This window comes from Polaribacter porphyrae (genome assembly GCF_002954685.1).
In the GTDB taxonomy this organism is placed as follows: Bacteria; Bacteroidota; Bacteroidia; order Flavobacteriales; family Flavobacteriaceae; genus Polaribacter; species Polaribacter porphyrae.
The window spans coordinates 198,979-214,624 of the sequence record NZ_MSCN01000001.1; the positions used below are offsets into that span (position 1 = coordinate 198,979).

A 15,646-nucleotide genomic window follows, 5' to 3' on the forward strand; every position below is an offset into this window, starting at 1 on the left:
AATAAGCATCAAAATTTATGCCTAATGTATAAATTATAAATTTCAACCTAAAATAATTGCTTATGTTATGTAAAGAATATCTAAATATTATTTATCTGTTTAATTCTTAATGAGTTAGTTCTTTTTCTTTAATTGTAATAGTTTTGTCGTCTTATAAATCATCTGAATGCTATTAATTAAACCTTCTGTTTATAAATTTTTCATAGAATACGAAAGTTTTTAAGGTTGATTTATTTGGGTTTAGCTAATATAATTAAATAAAAATAATACCCAAAGCAACCTTTTTTTAAACCTTGTAGTCTATATATTTGTAAGGCAATTAAAACCGAAATCAATAGGCTTGAAAATTATCAACTTGCATAACCAACAAAAATCGCTAATTAAAAAAGCGATTGCCAACAATAGAGAAGCGCAACAACAATTGTTTGAGCAACATTCGCCTAAAATGTTGGGAGTTTGCAGGCAATATGTAAAAGATTTACATCATGCAGAAGATTTGTTATTGCAAGGTTTTTTAAAGGTTTTTACAAACTTACACAAGTTCGAACATAAAGGTAGTTTTGAAGGTTGGATAAGAAGAATAATGGTAAATACCTGTATTTCTTATCTCCGAAAAAAAAATGTGATTAATTTATCTGATGAAGACTATGTTTTTAATGATGCAGCAACAGAAAGTTTAGAAAACACAGCTGTAGAAGACATTCAGAAACTGATAGATCAATTACCAGAAGGTTACAAAATGGTGTTTAATTTATTCGCTATAGAAGGTTACAAACATTCAGAAATTGCAACACAATTAGGCATTACTGAAAGTACATCGAAATCGCAATTGTTTAAGGCACGTAAATTATTGCAACAAAATTATATTAGAATGAATAAAGCAGTTCATGAAGACAAATAATATTGATAAAAATATAAAACAAAAACTAGAAAACAGAACGTTTACACCATCTGCTTCAGCTTGGGAACGCCTCTCTGTTCAATTAGATGAACAATCTGTTGAAAAGAAAAAAGGCTGGTTTTTTTATATAGGCATAGCAGCAAGTATTTTGTTTTTGGTTTCTATAGGGATTCAGTTTTTTTCTTCTGAAACAGAAGTTGTAAAACCAAAAGAAGAGCTTGTAATAACACCCACAAATAAGAAAGAAATTGATAAAAAAATAGATAAACTTATTAATGAAATTCCTATTCAAGAAGCCATTGTTAAAAAGAATGAAGTTGAAGTAAAGAAAGAGATTATTCACACGCCTGTTACTGCAAAAAAGAATATAATTGTTAATAAGAAAAGTGAGAACAAGAACTTTACAAATAAAAAAATAATTGCAAAAACAGATACTCCAAAAAAAATAAATAAGGATGAAACATCAACAGAAAAAATAAAAGTAAATATCTTAAAACAAGACCCAAATAGTGTCATAAAAGTTAATGCAGATGACCTGTTATTTGCAGTAACACATTCGCCAAAAGAAGTGAAAGCTTATTATGCCAAATATAATGTGAATAGAGAAGATGTTTTAAAAACGATTAAAAGTGAGCTCAAAAAATCGAATATTAGAATAAACCCGAATACTATTTTAGCAGAAGTAGAACGCTCTATAGATGATGAAGATTTTCAGAACAATTTCATGAAATCTTTAAAAAGAAAAGTTTCTGATATTGCAAGTGCCATTGCAAGTAGAAATGATTAAAAAAACGTCATTGCGAGTTTACGAAGCAATCTTAAATTCAAATAAGTCAGATTACTTCAATTTTTCCTCATTCCTAATGACAAAAATATAAAATAAACAAAAAACTTAAAACACATAAAAATGAAAAGAATACTACTTATACTAGTGTTGTTATGTACAACTATTGCCAATTCTCAAGAAAGAACTTTCGAGAAAGAAGTGAGTAAAATATCAAAAAGAATAGAAAGAATTACCAAACAACAAAAAGATTCTTTAAAACAAAAAGTAATCGCTATTGATAAGCGTTTAGAAAAAGGAGAAATTACTAAAACCACAGCAGAAACTTTAAAAAAAGAAGTTGCTTCTTATCACGCAAGAAAAATTGAAAAATTAGTTGGAGAGCAAGAGCGTTTATTACAATTGTTGGTACAAGATAAAACCAATGGTAAAATTGCGAGTTCAGAAGAAAATTACAAAGAGAAAAAAGATGATTACTATGATGATGATAATACATTTACTATTGGTAATAAAACTTTTAGATTTAATATTAGTGAAGGCGATAAAGACGAAAATGAAAGACGAAAAAAAAGACGTTGGAAACGCAAAAACAAATACCAAAGAAGTACAACAACACAATTCGTATTTGCAATGGGTATAAATAATGCGTTGACTAATAATAATTTATCGTCATTAGACAATTCTAACTACCAAATTGGACGTTCACGTTTTTACGAATTAGGGTGGACATGGAAAACACGCTTTACAAAAAGACCAAGTCAACTTTACTTTAAATATGGAGTTTCTTTCTTGTGGAATAATTTGCGTTTAAAAGACAATCAAATTCATGTTAAAAACGGAAATACTACAGATATTCAAGTCTTTCCAAATCAATTATCAGAGAGTAGATTGCGTCATGTACAAATGAATTTTCCTTTACATTTAGAGTGGGATTTATCTAAAAACCGAAGATATAGTGATGGTAGAGTTAGAGATAGAACAAACAATTCATTTCGTTTAGGAATTGGAGGTTTTGTAGGGTTTAAGTTAGGTACAAGACAGTATTTGGAATATAGAGATGTAAATAATGTTGAGGTAGAGGAAATTCAGTTTGATAATTTTAATATGAATACTTTTAACTACGGAGTCAGTGGATATTTAGGCTATGAAGATGTGAGTTTATACGTAAAATACGATTTAAACCCATTATTTCAAAACACAGAAGTTAGAAATATCTCAATAGGTTTACGTTTAGATTTAGATTAATATTTTTTATATACTTAATTATTTTTATAAAATATTATTTATCTCATAAATATCTATTTGATAAAATAAGAAAATCATAAAAATAACAGATACAATTCCTTTTGTTATATTTTTAACAAAAGGAATTTTATTTTTACGAAGTAAATTTAAATCACTAAAAATGAAAATAGGGATTCCTAAAGAAATTAAAAATAATGAGAATAGAGTTGGTATGACTCCTGCAGGAGTTTTTGCATTAACCAAACAAAATCATAAAGTATATGTGCAGTCAACTGCAGGAATAGGAAGCGGTTTTTTTGATGAAGATTATCAAGAAGTAGGTGCAACTATTTTACCAACTATAGAAGATATTTACAATCAAAGTGAGATGATTGTAAAAGTAAAAGAACCTATAGCAGAAGAATATGGTTTAATTAAAGAAAACCAAATCGTGTTTACTTATTTTCATTTTGCGTCAAGCCAACCTTTAACAGAAGCAATGATAAAAAGTAAAGCAATTTGTATTGCTTACGAAACTGTTGAAGATGAAGAAGGTACTTTGCCTTTACTAACACCAATGTCTGAAGTTGCAGGAAGAATGTCTGTGCAACAAGGAGCAAAATATTTAGAGAAGCCAATTAAAGGTAGAGGCATTTTATTAGGTGGTGTACCAGGAGTAAAACCAGGAAAAGTATTAATTTTAGGAGCAGGAGTTGTTGGTGTACAAGCAGCAAAAATGGCTGCAGGTTTAGGAGCTCATGTAACTATTATGGATATTAATATGAAACGATTACGCTATGTAAACGATGTATTACCTAACCATGTAGTTACAGATTTTTCAAGCGAATATAGCATTAGAAAACACATAAAAGATCATGATTTAATTATAGGAGGAGTTTTATTGAAAGGAGGTAAAGCACCAAAATTAATTACTAGAGACATGTTAAAAGAGATGAGACCAGGCACTGTTGTAGTTGATGTAGCAGTAGATCAAGGAGGTTGTTTTGAAACTACGAAAGCCACTACTCACGAAGATCCAACTTATATCATTGATGATGTTGTGCATTATTGTGTAGCAAACATGCCAGGTGCAGTACCTTACACATCAACAATAGCTTTAACTAATGTTACACTTTCTTATATTTTAAAACTCGCTAATTTTGGTTGGGAGAAAGCTTGCGAAAAAGATAAAACATTGGCAAAAGGGTTAAATATTGTTAAAGGAGAAATTGTTTATGATGAATTAGTAGGTATTTTTGATTAAATAAATTCCACTAACAAAATATAAAAAAGCAAGCTAAAGTTAATTAGTTTGCTTTTTTTGTTCCCATTCATTTCGTAAATCAGATGATAGTTTTCCAGTTCCATCATGTTTCCAGCCAGGAGGTTTTAGCAAATATTTAAACTTATTTTTTATAGATATTTTTGATGAAAAGAAGTCTTTAAACATGTTTACCCATTCAATAAAAGCAACTTTTACAGGATTATAAGTGTCAATATTTGTAACCAACCCGTAAATAGGTTTTTCTACTTCTGGCTCAAAAGTGCCAAAAATCTTGTCCCAAATAATAAAAACTCCTGCGTGATTTCTATCTAGATATTGAGGGTTTGTTGCATGATGCACCCTATGATGACTTGGTGTATTAAAAATAGCCTCAAACCATTTAGGCATTTTATCAATCAATTCTGTGTGTATCCAATATTGATAAATTAAACTAATAGACATTTGCACCAAAACCATTACAGGATGAAAACCTATAATTACTAAAGGAAACCAAAAAATAAAAGTATAAAAACTTCCTGTCCAAGTTTGGCGTAAAGCTGTACTTAAATTATACTTTTGTGAGGAATGGTGCACAACATGGCTAGCCCAAAATAATCGGCTTTCATGAGCGATTCTATGGTTCCAGTAGTAGCAAAAATCTTCTGCAAACAAGAGAATAATCCAAGACCACCAAACAAAAGGAATCGTAAATATTCTAAATTTATATAAGAATAGAAAAACGCCTAGAATTAGTCCTTTTGTAAGTAAGCCAATTGCTACATTTCCCAATCCCATAGCAATAGAAGTACCAGCGTCTTTAAACTCATAATGCCCTAATTTTACCTTTACAGTTAAGATAATTTCTAAAATAACTGTTAATACAAAAAAGGGAATTGCATAATGAATTAAGTTTGGTATTTCAGGTATTTGCATATCAGTATTTTATGTATTTGTTCTGTACGTTTTTTAATCTTAAAAAAGATGCTATAAATATAAAAAAGTTACTATATTTGCACCCTTAAAAATAAATAAATTATTAATTATGAATCATTACGAAACTGTTTTCATTTTGAATCCCGTTTTATCTGATACTCAGATAAAGGAAACAGTACAAAAGTTTAATGACTATTTGGTTTCTAAAGGTGCCGAAATGATTTCTAAAGAAGATTGGGGCTTAAAAAAATTAGCTTATCCAATCCAAAAGAAAAAAAGTGGTTTTTATCACTTATTTGAATTTAAAATTGCTGGTGAAGAAATTGCTGCATTTGAGTTAGAGTTTAGGAGAGACGATAGCATTATGCGTTATTTAACTGTTAGATTAGATAGACATGCTGCAGCTTGGGCAGAGAAAAGAAGAGAACGTAAAACTGCAAAAAAATAACAAATGGCATCAATAGAACAACAAGCAAAAGGTGGTAAATCTGCTGACGTTAGATATTTAACGCCATTAGATATAGAAACTAAAAAAGAAGCAAAATACTGTAGATTTAAGAAAAAAGGTATTAAGTATATCGATTATAAAGATGCTGACTTCTTAATGTATTTAGTAAACGAGCAAGGTAAAATTTTACCAAGACGTTTAACAGGGACTTCATTAAAATATCAACGTAAAGTGGCACAAGCTATTAAAAGAGCTCGTCATTTGGCATTAATGCCTTACGTTGGTGATATGTTAAAATAATAAAGAGGTAGAACATGGAATTGATATTAAGACAAGACGTAGAAAATTTAGGATTTAAAGATGATGTTGTAACTGTTAAAAACGGTTATGGTAGAAATTTTTTAATCCCTACAGGACAAGCAATTTTAGCTACTTCATCTGCAAAGAAAGTATTAGCAGAGAATTTAAAGCAAAGAGCTTACAAAGAAGCAAAAGTTATTGAAGATGCTAATAAACAAGCAGAAGCAATAAAAGGATATGAAATTAAAATCTCTGCTAAAACAGGTTCAGGAGACAAATTATTTGGTTCTGTAAACAATATAGATTTAGCAGCTGCTTTAGGTAAAGCAGGGACAGAAATTGACAAAAAGTACATTAAAGTTGTTGGTGGTTCTGTAAAAAGATTAGGTACTTACGAGGCATCTATAAGATTACATAGAGCTGTAGTAGCAGATATTACTTTTGATGTAGTTGCAGAATAACTACTATATAAAATAAATTTTAAAAGCTCGTTAGAAATAACGAGCTTTTTTACTTTCAACTTCTCACTTCCCACATCAAGCCAAAATGAAATACAGACAATTAACAAAAGAACAATTTGAAAGCTTACATCATGAATTTGCTCGTTTTTTAGCAAGTCAAAGTATTGACGTGAAAGAATGGAATCAAATAAAAAAAGAAAAACCAAATATAGCTGAACAAGAATTGAATGTATTTTCTGATGTGGTTTGGGATGACGTTTTAAATAAAACTAAATATTTAGAGCATTTTTCTAAAACTTCAGTTAATTTATTTAAGTGTGATGATGAGGAAATTCATAGAATAGCAATCAAAATAAATTGGGACATTAACTTACTAGAACAGGAGGGTTTTGAATGGCTCATGAAAAATCCAATGGATAATTCTGTGGATATTTTTAAAGGAACAAAAAAGTACAATTCAGAAAGAAATGTAGAACTTTTTGATTTGATTGAAAAAGGAAGTAATATTTCTAAAGGTGAAATTTTTGAATATTTTACTAACATAATCAGCTCATAATTTGCTATTTTTTATGTAAATACAGTTTATCGATAGATTTTTGCATTTTAACCTATCTTTTTTACTATTTATCGGGCTTCATTAAAAATAAGTTAACTTTAGTCTTATTTTGTACATTGTAACATACCCTCAACAGAAGTCATGGAAAAAAGTTTAAAAGTTTTATTAGTAGAAGATAACTTAATAGAGATTATGAAAATGAAAAGAACCATTTCTCTATTAAAATCAAAACATACAATTCACGAAGCTAAAAATGGCGAAGAAGCACTTCAGTTTTTAGAAGATAAATCTAATTTACCAGATATTATTTTATTAGATCTAAATATGCCAAAAATAAGTGGTATTGAGTTTTTAAAAATCCTTAAAGCAGATGATGATTTAAAACACATACCTACTATTATATTAACCACTTCGAGTAATCAAAAAGACTTATTAGAGTGTTATAGAACTGGTATGTCTGGTTATGTTTTAAAGCCTCTTAAATACGAAGATTATGTAAAAAAAATTGAAACAGTTTTAACATATTGGAGTATCAATGAGCTAATTAAAATATAATGAAAGGCATTGTATTTACGGAGTTTTTAGATTTAGTAGAAGATAAATTCGGTTTAGAAATGGTAGATAAAATTATTTCTCAATCAAAATTAGAATCGAAAGGCTATTATACTGCAGTTGGTACATACAGTTTTTCAGAAATGTTACAACTACTTCAAAATTTAAGTTTAAATACCAAAATATCAATAGATAATCTTTTATTAGTTTTTGCAGAGCATTTTTTTTCGGTTTTGGTGAGAGATTATCCATCTGTAATTGCTTCTTATAAAGATCCAATTGAAATGATTTCTTCTGTAGAAAGCCACATACATGTTGAGGTAAAAAAGATATATCCTAATGCTGAATTACCCACATTTACTGTAGTTGAAAAGTGCAATGACTATTTATCAATGATTTATAAATCTGGTAGAGCAATGCATTATTTTGGATTAGGATTGATGAAAAAAACTTTTGAACATTTTAATACGACTGCAAAAATTGACTTTCAAAAAATAAAGGATGATGGTACAGAAGTAAAATTCATCATCCAAAAAATTACATGAGAGAAGAAATTGAAGTTTTACAACGTGCTTTAGAACGCGAGCGTTTTGCAAGAAAATCAGCAGAAAAAATCCTTGAAGAAAAATCGAGAAATCTTTTTACAATTTCAAGAGAATTAAAACTTACAAACTTACACTTACAACAACTTTTAGATGAAAAATCATCTGTATTAGAAGGTATCTTTGAGAATATAAATGATGCTTATCTAGTAATAGACTTGCAAGGTAATATTCTTAAAATGAATGATATTGCTGAAAATTTATTTGGTTATAATTTAAACGAAGAACAGTTGAATTTTACTGATTTAATTTATGAATCTGATAAAGAATATACTAAAAATTCATTTATAACATTAAAGGAAAAAGGTTCTTTATCTAATTATACAATAAGAATTGTTACAAAGAGTAATAAAATAAAGTGGATACAAATAAATGCGAGTTTGTTGTTTGATAGAAATAAAAAACCAAAAGAAGCACAGGGTATTGTTAGAGATATTACAGCAATAAAAGAACTTGAATTACAAAAAGAAAAAATTTTACATCAATTAGAAAAAAGTAACGAAGAACTTAAAGAATATGCACATATAGTTTCGCACGACTTAAAATCACCTTTAAGAAGTATAAATGCACTAATAAGCTGGATAAAGCATGACAATCTAGATAAATTTGACGAGAATTCCCTCAAAAATTTTGAGTTAATAGAAGATACTTTAAGTACTATGGACAATCTCATTTCGGATATTTTAGAATACTCAAGTGCAGATGCAGATTCAAGTAATCAAACAAAAGTAGATTTAAATCATTTAGTTTTAGAATTAAAAAAAGTTTTATACATACCCAATCATATAGCAATTAATATTAAAAATAAATTACCTAATTTAGTAGGTGATAAAATAAAATTTCAACAATTGTTTCAAAATTTAATTAGTAACAGTGTTAAATTTATTGACAAAGAAAAAGGAATTATAGATATTGATGTACAAGATAAAAACACGTATTATCAATTTTCAGTTGCAGATAATGGTATTGGAATTGAAGAAAAATACCATAAAAAAATATTTAAAATTTTTCAAACATTAAATAAAAATAAAGAATCTACAGGTATAGGTTTATCAATTGTAAAAAAGATTGTAAATTTATATCAAGGAGATATTTGGCTAGAAAGTTATCCCCAAAAAGGAACAAAATTTATTTTCACCCTCAAAAAATAAAAAAATGAAATCCGTACAACTTAAAAAAAACAAAGGCTCAAATTTTGAATATGTTACAGATAAAATACCTTTAAAAGAACCACTAGTATTAGTTTTTGGAAACAGATATATGTTAGAAGAAAAAAACATTTACGAAGACATAAAAGGCTTTTTTAGTGATGGTCATATTGTATTTGGTTCAACATCTGGAGATATTACAGCAGAAGCTGTTGAAGATGATACCATTACTGTTACTGCTGTTGAATTTGAAAGAAGTACGTTTGAAATTAAAACCTCAAATGTTTTAGCATCTAATGATTCTTTAGATAGTGCAAAAACTGGTAAAGAATTGGTTGAGCAATTTCCAAAAGAAAATTTAAGATATATTTTTGTAGTTTCAGATGGCAGCTTTATAAATGGTAGTCAACTTACTATTGGTATGAACTCTGGGGTTAACAATAATACTATAATTACTGGAGCCTTATGTGGAGATGCTGCTAGGTTTGAGACAACATTATCATCTTATAACGAGCAACCAAAAAAAGGAGAAATAGTAGCAGTTGGCTTGTATGGAGATAGTTTAGAAGTTTCTTTTGCAACAAATGGAGGTTGGATTCCTTTTGGACCAGAAAGATTGGTTACAAAATCGAATTCAAATATATTATATGAGCTTGATGGTAAACCAGCTTTAGATTTGTACAAAACATATTTAGGAGATAAATCTGAAGAACTGCCAGCTGCAGCTCTTTTGTATCCATTAAAAGTAAAATCTTCTGATAAAAATAAATCTATTGTTAGGACCATTTTAAATATTAATGAAGAAGACAATTCTATGATTCTTGCAGGTGATATAGCAGAAGGTTCGCTAGTACAATTAATGATGACAAATGTAGATAGTATAGTTAATGCAGCAGAAGTTGGTGCACAACAAGCTTTAGACATGAGAGAAAAAGAACCAGAATTGGCAATTTTGGTAAGTTGTATTGGAAGAAAATTAGTACTAGATCAAAGAGTAGAAGAAGAAGTAGAAGAAGTTGTTGAGGTTATAGGCAATAAAGCTACAGTTTGTGGTTTTTATTCATATGGCGAAATAGCCCCTTTTGATGGAGAAAAGAACTGCCAATTACATAATCAAACCATGGCTATTACCCTAATTAGTGAATAATGAATTCTCTTCTCAAAAGACAAATAAGAAAGTTTTTACCTAAAGAACTCCAAGAAAGAGAAGATTTGGAGGTCTTTTTAGATGCTGTAAATAAATCTTATAATACTTCAGAAGAGCAGTTTTCTATGCTACAAAGAGCAGCGTCAATTAGTTCTGAAGAACTTTTTGAATCTAATAAACAATTGAGAAAAGAATCTACATCTCAAAAAGAAGTAATCTCTAAATTAAATAATGTAATTAATACATTAAAGTTCTATGGTTTAGATGAAGCTAAAAACCTAGAAGGTTCAGATTCATTAAAATTAGTTGATTTTATTGATAATCAAACTAAAGAAATCATTGAGATAAACAAGCAAAAAGATAAATTATTATCAAATCTAGAGCGTCAAAACCAAGAGTTAAATGATTATGCCCACATGGTTTCTCACGATTTAAAATCACCATTGCAAAGTATAGATGCTTTAACTACATGGATTAAAGAAGATTATTATAAAGATTTAGGTGATGGTGGGCAACAAATTGTGAATTTAATTAGAGAAAATGTAGAGAAAATGGATACCTTAATACAAGGTATTCTAGAATATTCTACAATTGGTAAAGCAGAAAAGAAACTATACCCTGTAGATTTAAATATTTTAATCGAAGATTTAATATTAACAATTGAAAACCCTAATGACATAACAATTGAATTAGTAAATGAATTGCCAACGATAATTGGAGATCAACACAGGTTAGAGTTATTATTTTTTCATTTATTAGAAAATGCAGTTAAATTTAATGATAAGGGTGAAGAAGGTCTTATACGCATAGATTATCAAGAAGAAGAGAAATTTTGGAAATTTTCTGTAACAGACAATGGTAAGGGAATAGAAAAAGATTATTTTGATAAAATTTTTGTAGCTTTCCAAAAATTAGAGAACGATTATAAATCTACAGGTATAGGTTTATCTATTGTTAAGAAAATTGTTGAAGCATATAAAGGTGAAATTTCTTTGAAATCTATACCAGACAAAGAAACTACCTTTTTTTTCACTATTAAAAAATAAATTGGAACAACCTAACCTACTTTATATAGAACAACTAGCAAGAGGAGAACAAGATGTAAGAAAAGCGTTAATAGATGTTATAAAAAGCGAGTTTCCAGAAGAAAAAGAAATTTATTACAAAAGCTTACAAAAAAAAGATTTTGAAGAAATTAAAGGCAATGTTCATAGAATTAAGCATAAATTTAGTATTTTAGGACTGGAAAAGAGCTATAACTTGGCAAACGAGTATGAAAAAAATCTTGTTGATGGGTATTTAGATGCAAATCAAGTAAAAGATTTTGAGGCTATTTTAGCTGTTATTTCTAAATATATAAAAACAATTTAAAAAACCTCCCCCAAAAAATGAATTGTATTACTATTGATGATGAACAAATGGCAAGAGTTATTATAAAAACTCTTTGTTCAGAAATTAAAACCCTTAATCTTATTGAAGAGTTCTCTAATGCAATTGAAGCAATCAAGTTTTTAAATGAAAATCAGGTTGATTTAATTTTTTTAGATATACATATGCCTAATTTTAGTGGATTAGACTTTATTAAAACACTAAAAGACCCACCAAAAATTATATTTACTACATCAGATCCAAAATTTGCTATTGAAGCTTTTGAGTACGATTTTATTGTAGATTATTTATTGAAACCAATTGAGTTGCCTCGTTTTGAAAAAGCAATAAAGAAAGCACAACGATTCCATAATATACAAAGTAGTTTAAAATCTAATCAAAACACACAAATTAAGAACGATTTTTACGTAAATATTGATAGAAGGCTTATTAAAATAGATTTGCCTAGTATCTATCTTATTGAAGCCAAAGGAGATTACATCAATATTAAAACCGAAGAGAAGAACTACATAGTGCATTCTACATTAAAGAAAATAGAAGAAAAACTACCAACATCTTTATTCTTAAAAGTACATAGATCATATATTATCAATGTAAAAAAGATTATAGATATAGAAGATAATAGTGTTTTAATTAAAAAGGATGTTGTGCCAGTTAGTAGATCTAATAGACCTGAACTAATGAAACGTCTAGACTTGTTATAAATTAGATTATCGGAACTAATTTTCCATTCATCGTAACTTAAAAGATAGAAAACGAATACTACAAAAATATAAAGATATAGTTAGTAATTTTATGGTATCAAACACAGCATATCATGAGAAAACTACTTATAATATTAATATCTACAGCAATTACAGCATTAAACATAAACTCTTATGGAGAGTTAGATACTAGAAAGCTAGAGCAAGCAAAATTAATGGCAAATTCTCCTAAAGAAATTACATTATCAGAATCTTTAAATCTTGGTATTGGTTCAGCATTATTCAAAATAATACATGTAGCAGAAATCATGTTTTTGTCAGAATTTGGTAGAAGAAGAATAAAAATAATGTAGTAGAAAACTACAATAAGAATTCCTTTAACTTATCAGTGCCTTTACTAGCAACTTCACTAATTATTGTTAAGTTTAAAAAATCACTTTTTGCAACACTAGGTTTTGGATCTATAAAATAAATAGGTGTACCAGATTTTACATAATTAATTAAACTTGCTGCAGGATATACCTGCATAGAAGTACCAACAATTACAAGAATATCCGCTTTTTCTGTAATTTTAATTGCATTTTCTAGCATAGGTACCATTTCTCCAAACCAAACTATATGAGGTCTTAATTGGTTTCCATTAACATCAAAATCACCTAAAACTAAATCATCTTTCCAATCTAAAACTATAGATTCATCAACAGTACTTCTTACTTTTAAAAGTTCTCCATGCAAATGAGTCACTTTTTTGCTCCCTGCTCTTTTATGCAAATCATCAACATTTTGAGTAATAATCTCAACATCAAAATATTGTTCTAATTCAACTAAATTAAAATGAGCCTTATTAGGTGAAACCTCTTGTAATTGTTTTCTTCTTTTATTATAAAAATCTAAAACCAATTCAGGATTTTTACGAAAACCATCAGGTGATGCTACTTCCATAATATCATGTTCTTCCCATAAACCACCTGCATCTCTAAAAGTATTAATTCCGCTTTCTGCAGAGATTCCTGCACCTGTTAATACCACCAATTTTTTCATCAAAATAAGTTTAGAATTTGTATAAATTACAATTGAGTTAAAAATAACAATTAAATGTTATGTTTGTAAATATGATTGATAAAAAACTACTCACTTATTTAGAGGATTATTTAACAGAAAAAAGAAAAGCTACGTTTCATAAAGTTTTAAGTAATAGAACAAGGCATTTTACAATAGTTTTAGAAGATATTTATCAAGCTCACAATGCAAGTGCTGTAGTGAGAACCGCGGATATTTTTGGGATTCAAGATATCCATGCAATAGAAAATAAATACACCAATAAAGTTTCTAGGCATGTGGCAAAAGGTTCTCAAAAATGGCTGAATATAAAGAGATATAGAGAAGATGGTAATAATACCCAAATTTGTATTGATGATTTAAAAAATAGAGGTTATCAAATTATTGGGACAACTCCTCATAATGATTCTTGTTTGTTACAAGACTTTGATATTACCAAAAAAGCTGCCTTTGTATTTGGAGTAGAAGCAGAGGGCATTTCTGAAGAAGTAAAACAGAAAGCTGATGGATTTTTAAAAATACCTATGGTAGGTTTTACAGAAAGTTTAAATATATCTGTAGCTGCAGCAATTATTTTGCAAGAGGTTACTACAAAACTCCGAAAATCTGATATGAATTGGCAATTAACTCAAAAAGAAAAAGAAATTTTATATTTTGATTGGATACAAAAAACCATAAAAAATGTAGATAAAATTAAGGAACACTATTATCAAAATATTAATTAAATTTAAGGCATCAATCAAAACCTTTTATTATGAAATGTGATGTATATCTAACTTTTGATGGAAATTGCGAAGAAGCGATTACCTATTACAAAACTATTTTAAATGGAGAAATTGTAATGCAAATGCGTTACAAAGATGGACCTCCAGAATATTCTAACTCAAAGATTGAAGATAAAATAATGCACGCAACTATAACTTTTGGTGATGGTTGTGAGTTAAAAGTATCAGACAGTTTTCATCAACCTTTGGTAAAAGGGAATAATTACCATGTTTCTTTAGCTACTGATAATGAAGAGCAAGCACAAGCTATTTTTAATGGACTTTCTAAAAATGGCATTATTACAATGCCTTTTGCTGATGTTTTTTGGGGAGGAAAATTTGGAAGTTGTGTAGATAAATTTGGTATACAATGGATGGTAAGTGTAAATTCTAAATAATCATTTAAATGAATCCAAAAGTTGATGATTATATTAATCAAAATTTGAAGTGGCAAGAAGAATTAGAAGCTTTACGTTCTGTATTTTTAGAACTACCTTTAATAGAAGAAATAAAATGGGGCATACCAGCTTATATTTATAAAAAGAAAAATATTATGGGGATGTCCGCTTTTAAGAATTATTGTGGTATTTGGTTTCATCATGGTATTTTTCTAAAGGATGAGGCCAAACTTTTAATAAATGCTCAAAAAGATAAAACCAAAGGTTTACGCCAAATGCGATTTACTTCTCTAGATGAAATTGATTTAGCACTGATAAAACAATATGTATTAGAAGCCATTGAAAATTCAGAAGCAGGTAAAGAAATTAAGCCTAAAAGAAATACAGAACCTTTGGTTATTCCTGAAGAAATAGAAAAAGAGTTATCTAAAAACGAAAAACTAAATTATTATTTTAACGAGTTTACGTTATCTAAAAAGAGAGAGTTTTGTGAGTATATTTCATCTGCAAAAAGAGCATCAACTAAACAAAGTAGATTAGAAAAAATAATACCTATGATTTTAGATAAAGTTGGGTTGAATGATAAGTATAGAAATTGTTGAATTATTCTACAATAATCTTATCAATAGAGGCTGTAGAATCGCATCTAATCACGTATAAACTTATATTTTTTAAATCATCTTTTCCAGTAATATAATATTCAGGGCAAGGTTTAATTCTAGGTTTACTTTTACTAAAATTAACATCACCATTATATAAAATAGTAGATATTTTAAGCGTATCAATATTAGAGTTTCTCATCACTTTTTGGGCATCATCAGAAAATAATCTTTTTTTTATTCTAATGGTTTTTAAAGTTCTAGAATCCATACCATAATCAAAAGTAGCATCTTTTTTTTGCCAAAAGAAAATAACAGCAATAGAACCTATAGATAAGCCTAACAAATAATAACCAATTCTTTTAATAAGCATATAAAAATATTGAGCTACAAAGGTACTTTTTTTAAGGATA

General features: G+C 28.3%; 22 protein-coding genes. 19 read left to right on the forward strand and 3 right to left on the reverse strand.

Going from position 1 to position 15,646, the window contains the following annotated elements:
* The first annotated feature begins 340 nt into the window (after window positions 1-340).
* From BTO18_RS00925 to ald, 4 genes are all read left to right on the forward strand, one after another.
* Window positions 341-901 carry an RNA polymerase sigma factor gene (locus BTO18_RS00925; RefSeq protein WP_105014415.1) on the forward strand — a complete coding sequence of 187 codons (561 nt, stop codon included), beginning with the start codon at window positions 341-343 and terminating at the stop codon, window positions 899-901.
* Entirely contained in the window at window positions 888-1,688 is an 801-nt protein-coding gene (locus BTO18_RS00930; protein WP_105014416.1) for a hypothetical protein, read from the forward strand. The genes BTO18_RS00925 and BTO18_RS00930 overlap by 14 nt, the downstream gene beginning before the upstream one ends.
* Window positions 1,689-1,808: 120 nt before the next feature.
* Window positions 1,809-2,930, forward strand: a complete 1,122-nt coding sequence (locus BTO18_RS00935; RefSeq protein WP_105014417.1) for a hypothetical protein — start codon at window positions 1,809-1,811, stop codon at window positions 2,928-2,930.
* Window positions 2,931-3,090: 160 nt separating this feature from the next.
* Complete coding sequence (ald, locus tag BTO18_RS00940; RefSeq protein ID WP_105014418.1) at window positions 3,091-4,173, forward strand: alanine dehydrogenase; 1,083 nt, start codon at window positions 3,091-3,093, stop codon at window positions 4,171-4,173.
* Between the two features lie 39 nt (window positions 4,174-4,212).
* Here ald and BTO18_RS00945 read toward each other — a convergent pair whose 3' ends face one another.
* Entirely contained in the window at window positions 4,213-5,106 is an 894-nt protein-coding gene (locus BTO18_RS00945) for a sterol desaturase family protein (RefSeq protein WP_105014419.1), read from the reverse strand.
* 109 nt (window positions 5,107-5,215) lie between these two features.
* Between BTO18_RS00945 and rpsF the strand changes: the two genes are divergently transcribed.
* The 12 genes from rpsF to BTO18_RS01005 all read left to right on the forward strand — a co-directional run bounded on the left by rpsF (window position 5,216) and on the right by BTO18_RS01005 (window position 12,766).
* On the forward strand, window positions 5,216-5,554 hold the full coding sequence (rpsF, locus tag BTO18_RS00950; RefSeq protein ID WP_105014420.1) for a 30S ribosomal protein S6: 339 nt from the start codon (window positions 5,216-5,218) through the stop codon (window positions 5,552-5,554).
* A gap of 3 nt (window positions 5,555-5,557) precedes the next feature.
* On the forward strand, window positions 5,558-5,854 hold the full coding sequence (gene rpsR, locus BTO18_RS00955) for a 30S ribosomal protein S18 (RefSeq protein ID WP_015480245.1): 297 nt from the start codon (window positions 5,558-5,560) through the stop codon (window positions 5,852-5,854).
* A gap of 14 nt (window positions 5,855-5,868) precedes the next feature.
* Window positions 5,869-6,315: a 50S ribosomal protein L9 gene (gene rplI, locus BTO18_RS00960; RefSeq protein ID WP_105014421.1), complete on the forward strand. Its 447-nt coding sequence runs from the start codon at window positions 5,869-5,871 to the stop codon at window positions 6,313-6,315.
* An 85-nt stretch (window positions 6,316-6,400) separates the two neighbouring features.
* Window positions 6,401-6,871, forward strand: coding sequence for a DUF6495 family protein (locus BTO18_RS00965; protein ID WP_105014422.1), 471 nt, complete (start codon window positions 6,401-6,403; stop codon window positions 6,869-6,871).
* Between the two features lie 141 nt (window positions 6,872-7,012).
* Window positions 7,013-7,426: a response regulator gene (locus BTO18_RS00970; protein WP_105014423.1), complete on the forward strand. Its 414-nt coding sequence runs from the start codon at window positions 7,013-7,015 to the stop codon at window positions 7,424-7,426.
* Complete coding sequence (locus tag BTO18_RS00975; RefSeq protein ID WP_105014424.1) at window positions 7,426-7,968, forward strand: heme NO-binding domain-containing protein; 543 nt, start codon at window positions 7,426-7,428, stop codon at window positions 7,966-7,968. The genes BTO18_RS00970 and BTO18_RS00975 overlap by 1 nt, the downstream gene beginning before the upstream one ends.
* Window positions 7,965-9,176 carry a sensor histidine kinase gene (locus BTO18_RS00980; protein ID WP_105014425.1) on the forward strand — a complete coding sequence of 404 codons (1,212 nt, stop codon included), beginning with the start codon at window positions 7,965-7,967 and terminating at the stop codon, window positions 9,174-9,176. The genes BTO18_RS00975 and BTO18_RS00980 overlap by 4 nt, the downstream gene beginning before the upstream one ends.
* Before the next feature lie 4 nt (window positions 9,177-9,180).
* Window positions 9,181-10,320 (forward strand): FIST signal transduction protein, encoded by a 1,140-nt coding sequence (locus BTO18_RS00985; RefSeq protein ID WP_105014426.1) that lies wholly within the window; start codon window positions 9,181-9,183, stop codon window positions 10,318-10,320.
* A complete protein-coding gene (locus tag BTO18_RS00990; RefSeq protein WP_105014427.1) occupies window positions 10,320-11,366 on the forward strand; it encodes a sensor histidine kinase in 1,047 nt (348 codons plus the stop codon). Before BTO18_RS00985 ends, BTO18_RS00990 begins: the two co-directional genes overlap by 1 nt.
* Window position 11,367: 1 nt before the next feature.
* Entirely contained in the window at window positions 11,368-11,691 is a 324-nt protein-coding gene (locus BTO18_RS00995; protein ID WP_105014428.1) for a histidine kinase, read from the forward strand.
* 17 nt (window positions 11,692-11,708) lie between these two features.
* Complete coding sequence (locus BTO18_RS01000) at window positions 11,709-12,413, forward strand: LytR/AlgR family response regulator transcription factor (protein WP_105014429.1); 705 nt, start codon at window positions 11,709-11,711, stop codon at window positions 12,411-12,413.
* A 113-nt stretch (window positions 12,414-12,526) separates the two neighbouring features.
* Entirely contained in the window at window positions 12,527-12,766 is a 240-nt protein-coding gene (locus BTO18_RS01005; protein ID WP_105014430.1) for a hypothetical protein, read from the forward strand.
* Window positions 12,767-12,773: 7 nt separating this feature from the next.
* On the opposite strand, the gene BTO18_RS01010 is transcribed toward BTO18_RS01005, so the two are convergent.
* On the reverse strand, window positions 12,774-13,454 hold the full coding sequence (locus BTO18_RS01010) for an SIR2 family NAD-dependent protein deacylase (RefSeq protein ID WP_105014431.1): 681 nt from the start codon (window positions 13,452-13,454) through the stop codon (window positions 12,774-12,776).
* Window positions 13,455-13,525: 71 nt separating this feature from the next.
* On the opposite strand from BTO18_RS01010, the gene BTO18_RS01015 reads away from it, so the two are divergent.
* From BTO18_RS01015 to BTO18_RS01025, 3 genes are read left to right on the forward strand one after another with little or no spacing between them, the layout of a single operon-like run.
* Entirely contained in the window at window positions 13,526-14,197 is a 672-nt protein-coding gene (locus BTO18_RS01015) for a TrmH family RNA methyltransferase (protein WP_105014432.1), read from the forward strand.
* Between the two features lie 29 nt (window positions 14,198-14,226).
* Complete coding sequence (locus BTO18_RS01020) at window positions 14,227-14,634, forward strand: VOC family protein (RefSeq protein WP_105014433.1); 408 nt, start codon at window positions 14,227-14,229, stop codon at window positions 14,632-14,634.
* 8 nt (window positions 14,635-14,642) lie between these two features.
* Window positions 14,643-15,236, forward strand: a complete 594-nt coding sequence (locus BTO18_RS01025) for a YdeI/OmpD-associated family protein (protein WP_105014434.1) — start codon at window positions 14,643-14,645, stop codon at window positions 15,234-15,236.
* Window position 15,237: 1 nt separating this feature from the next.
* Here the strand turns inward: BTO18_RS01025 and BTO18_RS01030 are convergent, their stop codons facing one another.
* Window positions 15,238-15,606, reverse strand: a complete 369-nt coding sequence (locus BTO18_RS01030) for a DUF4258 domain-containing protein (RefSeq protein ID WP_105014435.1) — start codon at window positions 15,604-15,606, stop codon at window positions 15,238-15,240.
* Window positions 15,607-15,646 lie beyond the last annotated feature (40 nt).

Coding starts and splice junctions, on each gene's coding strand:
- BTO18_RS00965 (WP_105014422.1), top strand. CDS start 6,401: ATGAAATACAGACAATTAACAAAAGAACAATTTGAAAGCTTACATCAT.
- BTO18_RS01015 (WP_105014432.1), top strand. CDS start 13,526: ATGATTGATAAAAAACTACTCACTTATTTAGAGGATTATTTAACAGAA.
- BTO18_RS01000 (WP_105014429.1), top strand. CDS start 11,709: ATGAATTGTATTACTATTGATGATGAACAAATGGCAAGAGTTATTATA.
- BTO18_RS00985 (WP_105014426.1), top strand. CDS start 9,181: ATGAAATCCGTACAACTTAAAAAAAACAAAGGCTCAAATTTTGAATAT.
- rplI (WP_105014421.1), top strand. CDS start 5,869: ATGGAATTGATATTAAGACAAGACGTAGAAAATTTAGGATTTAAAGAT.
- BTO18_RS00935 (WP_105014417.1), top strand. CDS start 1,809: ATGAAAAGAATACTACTTATACTAGTGTTGTTATGTACAACTATTGCC.
- BTO18_RS01005 (WP_105014430.1), top strand. CDS start 12,527: ATGAGAAAACTACTTATAATATTAATATCTACAGCAATTACAGCATTA.
- BTO18_RS01030 (WP_105014435.1), bottom strand. CDS start 15,606: ATGCTTATTAAAAGAATTGGTTATTATTTGTTAGGCTTATCTATAGGT.
- rpsR (WP_015480245.1), top strand. CDS start 5,558: ATGGCATCAATAGAACAACAAGCAAAAGGTGGTAAATCTGCTGACGTT.
- rpsF (WP_105014420.1), top strand. CDS start 5,216: ATGAATCATTACGAAACTGTTTTCATTTTGAATCCCGTTTTATCTGAT.
- BTO18_RS00970 (WP_105014423.1), top strand. CDS start 7,013: ATGGAAAAAAGTTTAAAAGTTTTATTAGTAGAAGATAACTTAATAGAG.
- BTO18_RS00930 (WP_105014416.1), top strand. CDS start 888: ATGAAGACAAATAATATTGATAAAAATATAAAACAAAAACTAGAAAAC.
- BTO18_RS00945 (WP_105014419.1), bottom strand. CDS start 5,106: ATGCAAATACCTGAAATACCAAACTTAATTCATTATGCAATTCCCTTT.
- BTO18_RS00980 (WP_105014425.1), top strand. CDS start 7,965: ATGAGAGAAGAAATTGAAGTTTTACAACGTGCTTTAGAACGCGAGCGT.
- BTO18_RS01025 (WP_105014434.1), top strand. CDS start 14,643: ATGAATCCAAAAGTTGATGATTATATTAATCAAAATTTGAAGTGGCAA.
- ald (WP_105014418.1), top strand. CDS start 3,091: ATGAAAATAGGGATTCCTAAAGAAATTAAAAATAATGAGAATAGAGTT.
- BTO18_RS00975 (WP_105014424.1), top strand. CDS start 7,426: ATGAAAGGCATTGTATTTACGGAGTTTTTAGATTTAGTAGAAGATAAA.
- BTO18_RS00990 (WP_105014427.1), top strand. CDS start 10,320: ATGAATTCTCTTCTCAAAAGACAAATAAGAAAGTTTTTACCTAAAGAA.
- BTO18_RS01010 (WP_105014431.1), bottom strand. CDS start 13,454: ATGAAAAAATTGGTGGTATTAACAGGTGCAGGAATCTCTGCAGAAAGC.
- BTO18_RS01020 (WP_105014433.1), top strand. CDS start 14,227: ATGAAATGTGATGTATATCTAACTTTTGATGGAAATTGCGAAGAAGCG.